This is a genomic window from Thiohalorhabdus sp. (genome assembly GCF_036628635.1).
In the GTDB taxonomy this organism is placed as follows: Bacteria; Pseudomonadota; Gammaproteobacteria; order Thiohalorhabdales; family Thiohalorhabdaceae; genus Thiohalorhabdus.
This window is the reverse complement of record NZ_JAZKRM010000080.1, coordinates 1-5,943: the sequence shown is the minus strand read 5'-3', so window position 1 is coordinate 5,943 and position 5,943 is coordinate 1. Positions and strand designations below refer to the sequence as shown.

Below are 5,943 nucleotides of genomic sequence, written 5' to 3'. Positions count from 1 at the left end.
TCCGCGAGGGCGGCCGCACCGTCGGTGCCGGCGTGGTCGCCGAGATCCTGGAGTAGACCGGCCTCGGTTTAAGGAACAGTCATGCGTGAATTGCTGAGTCTCGCCTGCGAACAGTGCGGGCGGCGCAACTACACCGGCGACAAGAACAAGCGGAACACCCCGGACAAGCTCCAATTCCGCAAGTACTGCCGGTTCTGCCGCACCCACACCGTGCATCGCGAGGATAAGATCAAGTAAATGGCGGGCTTTTCGCCCGCGCACCAATCAGCAGGCCAGTAGCTCGAATTGGCAGAGCGACGGACTCCAAATCCGTAGGTTGGGGGTTCGAGTCCCTCCTGGCCTGCCATTTTTGTGCGTGGTGATAGGCGCTCCCTTCTCCCAACGCACCCCCCCGACCGACCCGGGCCCAAGCGCAATGAGTGATAAGGCAAAAACCGTATCCGCCGTCATCGTATTTGCGGTGGGGGTGATCGCCTATTACCTGCTGCCCGTGTACGGCTACTGGGTGCAGCTTGCGGCCCCGGTTGTTGGGGGGCTGTTGGGGTTAGGGATTTACGCCAGCACCGCGCAGTTCGGCCAGTTCCGGCGCTTCGTCCGCGAGTCGCGGGCTGAGATCAGCCGGGTGGTCTGGCCCAGCCGCCAGGAAACCTTGCAGACCACGGCCGTGGTGATCGCCATGGTCCTGTTCGTAGGCGCCTTTTTGTGGCTGGTCGACTGGATCGTCTTCTCGGCGGTCCGCTTCGTGATGGGCTAGGAGGCCTCGCTAGATGGCCATGCGCTGGTATGTCGTTCACGCCTACTCCGGTTACGAGAAAAAGGCTAAGGCCATGCTGGAGGAGTCCATCCGCCAGCATGGCATGGAGGATAGGTTCGGCCAGATTCTCGTGCCTACGGAGGAGGTGGTGGACGTCTCCTCCAGCAACAAGGGAACCGCCGAACGCAAAATCTATCCCGGTTACCTCCTGGTCGAGATGGAGCTCGACGAGCACACCTGGCATCTGGTCAAGGAGGTGCCGCGCATCACCGGTTTTGTCGGCGGCAAGACCGGCCAGCCCCGCCCCCTTCCGGAGAAAGAGGTGGAGGGCATCCTCCGCCAGATCGAGGAAGGCATGGAAAAGCCCCGGCCCAAGGTGGAGTTCGAGGTGGGCGAGGCGGTCCATGTCATCGACGGCCCCTTCTCAGGGTTTAGCGGGGTGGTCGAGGACGTCAACTACGACAAGAGCACTATTCAGGCCTCGGTAACGATCTTCGGCCGACCCACCCCGGTCGAGCTGGAATTCTCCCAAGTGGAGAAGGCCTGAAGGCGCGTTAGACGCCACCCGGCGTTATTGCGCCGGGACCTAACGGGGGAGCCAATCCAGAAGCGGAAACCCCGCGCGGGAGAGCCCAATGGCGAAGAAGATCGAAGCCTACATCAAGCTGCAGGTAGCAGCCGGCCAAGCCAAGCCGGCCCCGCCGGTGGGGCCGGCCCTCGGCCAGCACGGCCTCAACATCATGGAGTTCTGCAAGGCGTTCAACGCCCAGACCCAGGACATGGAGCAGGGTCTGCCCACCCCCGTGGTGATCACGGTCTACAGCGACAAGTCGTTCACCTTCGTTACCAAGACCCCGCCCGCCTCCATCTTGCTGATGAAGGCGGCCGGTATTAAGGGGGGCAGCGATAACCCCCTTCTGAACAAGGTGGGCAAGGTGAACAAGGACCAAGTCCGGGATATTGCCCAGACCAAGCTGCCGGACCTGAACACCAACGACGTGGAGATCGCGGCTACCATGGTCGAGGGCACTGCGCGCTCAATGGGCATCGAGGTCGAGGGGTAAGGGTCATGGCAAAACGCGGGAAGCGCATTACGGATCTGAATAAGCAGGTAGACAAGGGCCGCAGCTACGGCCTCGAGGACGTCGTGGATCTGGTCAAATCGACCGCCACGGCGGATTTTGACGAATCGGTGGACGCGGCCTTCAACCTCGGCATCGATCCCCGCAAGGCGGATCAGATGGTTCGCGGCACGGTGTCGTTACCCCACGGCACCGGCAAAACGGTGCGGGTGGTGGTGTTCGCTGAGGGCGACAAGGCCGAAGAGGCCCGCCAAGCCGGCGCCGACTACGTGGGTCTGGACGACCTCGCTGAGCAGATCAAAAACGGCTGGACCGATTTCGACCGGGCGGTTGCCGTCCCCGACGCCATGCGTGTGGTCGGCCAGCTAGGGCAGGTCCTGGGGCCACGCGGGCTCATGCCCAACCCCAAGGTAGGCACCGTGACCGATGACATCGCCAATGTGGTGGCCCAGATTAAGGCCGGCCAGGTGGAGTATCGCGCCGACAAGGGCGGGGTGGTGCACATGCCGGTGGGCCGGTCCAGCTTCGGCGAGCAGGCGCTAGCCGAGAATCTGCGGGCGGCCGCCGATGCCCTGGTACGGGCGAAGCCGGCGTCCTCCAAGGGGCGCTATCTGAAGAAGGTTGCGGTATCCACCACCATGGGTCCGGGGATCCCGGTGGATACCTCGTTCGCCCGCTTCTAGCGGGTGGCAAGCCCCGGGCTTCCCGGGGGACCGCGACGGCACCGGCGCGAGGGGCGACCCATCCGCGCCGCGGCCGTCGAAGACCGCAGGCGCCCCGCCCCTGAGCCACCCATCGGCGTGGACTACGGGCGCTCCCCGTAGGAGCTCAGGGGCGGGGCTTAAATCACCAGCCTGCCGAGACGGCGGTGCCGTCCGCGACTCCCGTTCCGGTTGTAGGAGGGGGTACGGGCGGGCCGCGAAACGCCAAGGAGATTCCAGCGGTGTTGAACTTGGAGCAGAAAAAGGCTGTTGTTGCCGACCTGCGCGCCCGCTCGGAATCGGCCCAGGCGGCGGTGCTGACCGATTACCGGGGTCTCACCGTCGACGAGATGACCGCCTTACGCGCCCAACTGCGCGACAATGGCGTGTTCTTCCAGGTGGTGAAGAACAATCTCGTCAAGCGGGCCGTAGAGGGCACCGACCTGGAGCCCCTCACCGAGCACCTCAAAGGCCCCACCGCGTTGGCTTTGGCCGAGGATCCGGTGGCGGCAGCCAAGGTCCTTTCGGAGTTCAGCAAGAGCCACGCGGACCTTGAAATCCGGGTGGGTGTTCTAAACGGCAAGGCCTTGGATGCCACCGAGATCGATTCTCTGGCCCAGCTGCCGAGCCGTCATGAGCTGCTGACCCAGCTCGCCGTGGCGCTGAACGCCCCGGCGACCAAGCTGGCGCGCAGCCTGAACGAGGTCCCAGCCCGATTCGCCCGGTCCCTGGCCGCGGTGCGCGACCAGAAGGGCGAGGCGGCCTGAATAGCCTTAACCCCCAAACTTTTTTAGCGAAAACGCTTACCGGAAGGGAGTTGTCCCCATGAGTCAGGAAGAGATCCTGTCCGCCATCGAGAACATGACCGTCCTCGAGCTGTCGGAACTGGTAAAGGCTATCGAGGAAAAATTCGACGTCTCCGCTGAGGCCCCCGCCGCTGTTGCTGCGGCGCCCGCGGCTGGCGGTGGTGAGGCTGCCGCCGAGGAGAAGGACGAGTTCGACGTCCTCCTCACCGGTGAGGGCGAGAAGAAGGTCCAGACCATTAAGGTCCTCCGCGAGGTGACTGGTCTGGGCCTGAAGGAGGCCAAGGAGATGGTCGAGGAGCTTCCCGCGACCCTGAAGGAGGGGGCGTCCAAGGAAGAGGCCGAGGATATCAAGGCCAAGATGGAAGAGGCCGGCGCTCCGGTGGAGCTCAAATAACCCCCTGACGTTCCGGTTCCAGCAACCGGTTGGAAGCGGCTGGCGGCCCATTGCGGGGCGCCAGCCCTTCTGTGTTTCTGGGCCACTGTCGCTAAAGCCCCGGTCTAAGAGGCCGGTGCCGGCGGCAACGAGCCAATGCCGCTAGACCCCGTCCGGGCTAAGCCGGGGGCGGTCAGAAGCGGCACTGCACCGTTCTCGTGGACGGCCAATCGCCTTCCACTCCCGCAGGAGTAGCCATGTACTCGTTCACTGAGAAAAAGCGGATCCGGAAAGACTTCGGCAAGAATCCCACTATCCGGGAGGTTCCCTACCTTTTAGAGACCCAGGTGGAGTCCTACCAGCGGTTCCTCCAGGCCGACAAGGCCCCCGAGGAGCTGGCCGTCGACGGGCTGGAGGAGGTCTTTCGCTCCGTTTTCCCCATCGAGGATCAAAGCGGCAAGGCGTCGCTGGAATACGTGGGGTACGAGTACAGTGACCCCGCCTTCGATGTCCGGGAATGCCAGCAGTGGGGCATAACCTATTCCCGGCCGTTGAACGCCAAGCTGCGCCTGGTGGTGTACGACAAGGACGAGGCTACCGGCGGCAAGGCGGTTCGCGACATCAAAGAGCAGGAAGTCTACCTCGGCGAGATCCCGTGGCAGACCGAGCGCGGTACCTTCGTCATCAACGGCACCGAGCGGGTGATCGTTTCCCAGCTGACCCGCAGTCCCGGCGTATTCTTCTCCCATGACCGGGGCCAGACCCACAGCTCCGGGAAGCTGCTCTACAACGCCCGGGTGATCCCCTACCGCGGCTCATGGCTGGATTTCGAATTCGATCCCAAGGATCATCTCTACGTCCGCATCGACCGCCGGCGCAAGCTACCGGCTACGGTCCTGCTGCGGGCCTTGGGCTATTCCGATGAAGGAATGCTGGAGGAGTTCTTCGAGCAAGAACGGTTCCGCCTTTTGGGCAACGAGGTCCGGATGACCCTGGTGCCGGAGCGCCTGCAGGGGCTCAAGGCGCCCTTCGAGGTCGCCAATCCCGATGGCGGTGAGCCCCTCCTGGCTGTGGGCCAGAAGGTCACCCGGCGGCGGGTGGAGCAGCTCAAGGAGGCCGGCATCGGGGAGGTGTCCGTCCCCGACGGCTTCCTGCTGGGCAAGGTCCTGGCCCACGACGTGCCCGATCCCGAGACCGGCGAGCTCCTGGCCAGCGCCAACGACGAGCTCACCGACGAGCTTATGGGCAAGCTGCGCGAGGCCGGCATCGAAACCATCGAGACCCTCTACATCAACGAGGTGGACCGTGGGCCGTTCCTTTCGGAGACGCTGCGCCTGGACCACACCACCACTCAGTCCGAAGCGCAGATCGAGATCTACCGCATGATGCGGCCCGGGGAACCGCCCACGGAGGAGACGGCGGCCAACCTGTTCAACAATCTGTTCTTCAATTCCGAGCGCTACGACCTGTCGGCGGTGGGCCGCATGAAGTTCAACCGCCGGGTGGGCCGCGACAGCGACGAGGGCCCCGGGGTGCTGTCCTCCGAGGACATCACTGAGGCCATGCGGGTCCTTGTCGGGCTGAAAAACGGCTTCGGCGACGTCGACGACATCGATCACCTCGGTAATCGCCGGGTGCGGGCCGTCGGCGAGCTCGCCGGCGAGCAGTTCCGGATCGGCTTGGTGCGCATGGAGCGGGCGGTCAAGGAGCGTATGGCCCTGGCCGATGCCGACGACCTCATGCCCAAGAAGCTGGTCAACGCCAAGCCGGTGTCGGCAGCGATCAAGGAGTTCTTCGGCTCCAGCCAGCTGTCGCAGTTCATGGACCAGACCAACCCCATCGCCGAGGTCACCCACAAGCGCCGCATCTCGGCGCTGGGGCCGGGCGGTCTGTCGCGCGAGCGGGCCGGGTTCGAGGTGCGCGACGTGCACCCCACCCACTACGGCCGCATCTGCCCTATTGAGACCCCGGAGGGGCCGAACATCGGTCTAATCAACTCCTTGTCCTCCTATGCCCGGACCAACCGCTACGGTTTCCTGGAGACGCCGTATCGGCGGGTAGAGACCGGTCAGCCCACCAACACCGTGGACTACCTGTCTGCCATTGAGGAGGGCAACTACGTCATCGCCCAGGCCAACGCGCCGGTGGACGAAGACGGGAACTTGGCGGCCGAGCTCATCTCCTGCCGGCATCGCGGTGAATCCACCTTGGCTCGGCCGGACCAGGT

General features: G+C 64.4%; 7 protein-coding genes, 1 tRNA gene and 1 pseudogene. All 9 read left to right on the top strand.

What is annotated here, in order from left to right:
- Positions 1-81: 81 nt before the first annotated feature.
- A complete protein-coding gene (gene rpmG, locus V5A19_RS13440) occupies positions 82-237 on the top strand; it encodes a 50S ribosomal protein L33 (protein WP_332319694.1) in 156 nt (51 codons plus the stop codon).
- A 32-nt stretch (positions 238-269) separates the two neighbouring features.
- Positions 270-346: transfer RNA gene (locus V5A19_RS13435), tRNA-Trp, on the top strand.
- Between the two features lie 69 nt (positions 347-415).
- The gene (secE, locus tag V5A19_RS13430) at positions 416-754 is read left to right on the top strand and encodes a preprotein translocase subunit SecE (RefSeq protein WP_332319693.1); all 339 of its coding nucleotides are present in this window, start codon (positions 416-418) and stop codon (positions 752-754) included.
- Between the two features lie 13 nt (positions 755-767).
- A complete protein-coding gene (gene nusG, locus V5A19_RS13425; protein WP_332319692.1) occupies positions 768-1,301 on the top strand; it encodes a transcription termination/antitermination protein NusG in 534 nt (177 codons plus the stop codon).
- Positions 1,302-1,389: 88 nt separating this feature from the next.
- On the top strand, positions 1,390-1,818 hold the full coding sequence (rplK, locus tag V5A19_RS13420) for a 50S ribosomal protein L11 (RefSeq protein ID WP_332319691.1): 429 nt from the start codon (positions 1,390-1,392) through the stop codon (positions 1,816-1,818).
- A 5-nt stretch (positions 1,819-1,823) separates the two neighbouring features.
- On the top strand, positions 1,824-2,519 hold the full coding sequence (gene rplA / locus V5A19_RS13415; RefSeq protein ID WP_332319690.1) for a 50S ribosomal protein L1: 696 nt from the start codon (positions 1,824-1,826) through the stop codon (positions 2,517-2,519).
- 263 nt (positions 2,520-2,782) lie between these two features.
- On the top strand, positions 2,783-3,304 hold the full coding sequence (gene rplJ / locus V5A19_RS13410; protein WP_332319689.1) for a 50S ribosomal protein L10: 522 nt from the start codon (positions 2,783-2,785) through the stop codon (positions 3,302-3,304).
- A gap of 58 nt (positions 3,305-3,362) precedes the next feature.
- On the top strand, positions 3,363-3,737 hold the full coding sequence (gene rplL, locus V5A19_RS13405) for a 50S ribosomal protein L7/L12 (protein WP_332319688.1): 375 nt from the start codon (positions 3,363-3,365) through the stop codon (positions 3,735-3,737).
- A gap of 236 nt (positions 3,738-3,973) precedes the next feature.
- Positions 3,974-5,943 (top strand): annotated as a pseudogene (gene rpoB, locus V5A19_RS13400) (DNA-directed RNA polymerase subunit beta); the annotation flags it as partial.

What these genes read in the sequence shown, in the direction of transcription:
- secE (WP_332319693.1), top strand. Translation starts at nt 416, where the DNA reads ATGAGTGATAAGGCAAAAACCGTATCCGCCGTCATCGTATTTGCGGTG.
- rplA (WP_332319690.1), top strand. Translation starts at nt 1,824, where the DNA reads ATGGCAAAACGCGGGAAGCGCATTACGGATCTGAATAAGCAGGTAGAC.
- rpmG (WP_332319694.1), top strand. Translation starts at nt 82, where the DNA reads ATGCGTGAATTGCTGAGTCTCGCCTGCGAACAGTGCGGGCGGCGCAAC.
- rplK (WP_332319691.1), top strand. Translation starts at nt 1,390, where the DNA reads ATGGCGAAGAAGATCGAAGCCTACATCAAGCTGCAGGTAGCAGCCGGC.
- nusG (WP_332319692.1), top strand. Translation starts at nt 768, where the DNA reads ATGGCCATGCGCTGGTATGTCGTTCACGCCTACTCCGGTTACGAGAAA.
- rplL (WP_332319688.1), top strand. Translation starts at nt 3,363, where the DNA reads ATGAGTCAGGAAGAGATCCTGTCCGCCATCGAGAACATGACCGTCCTC.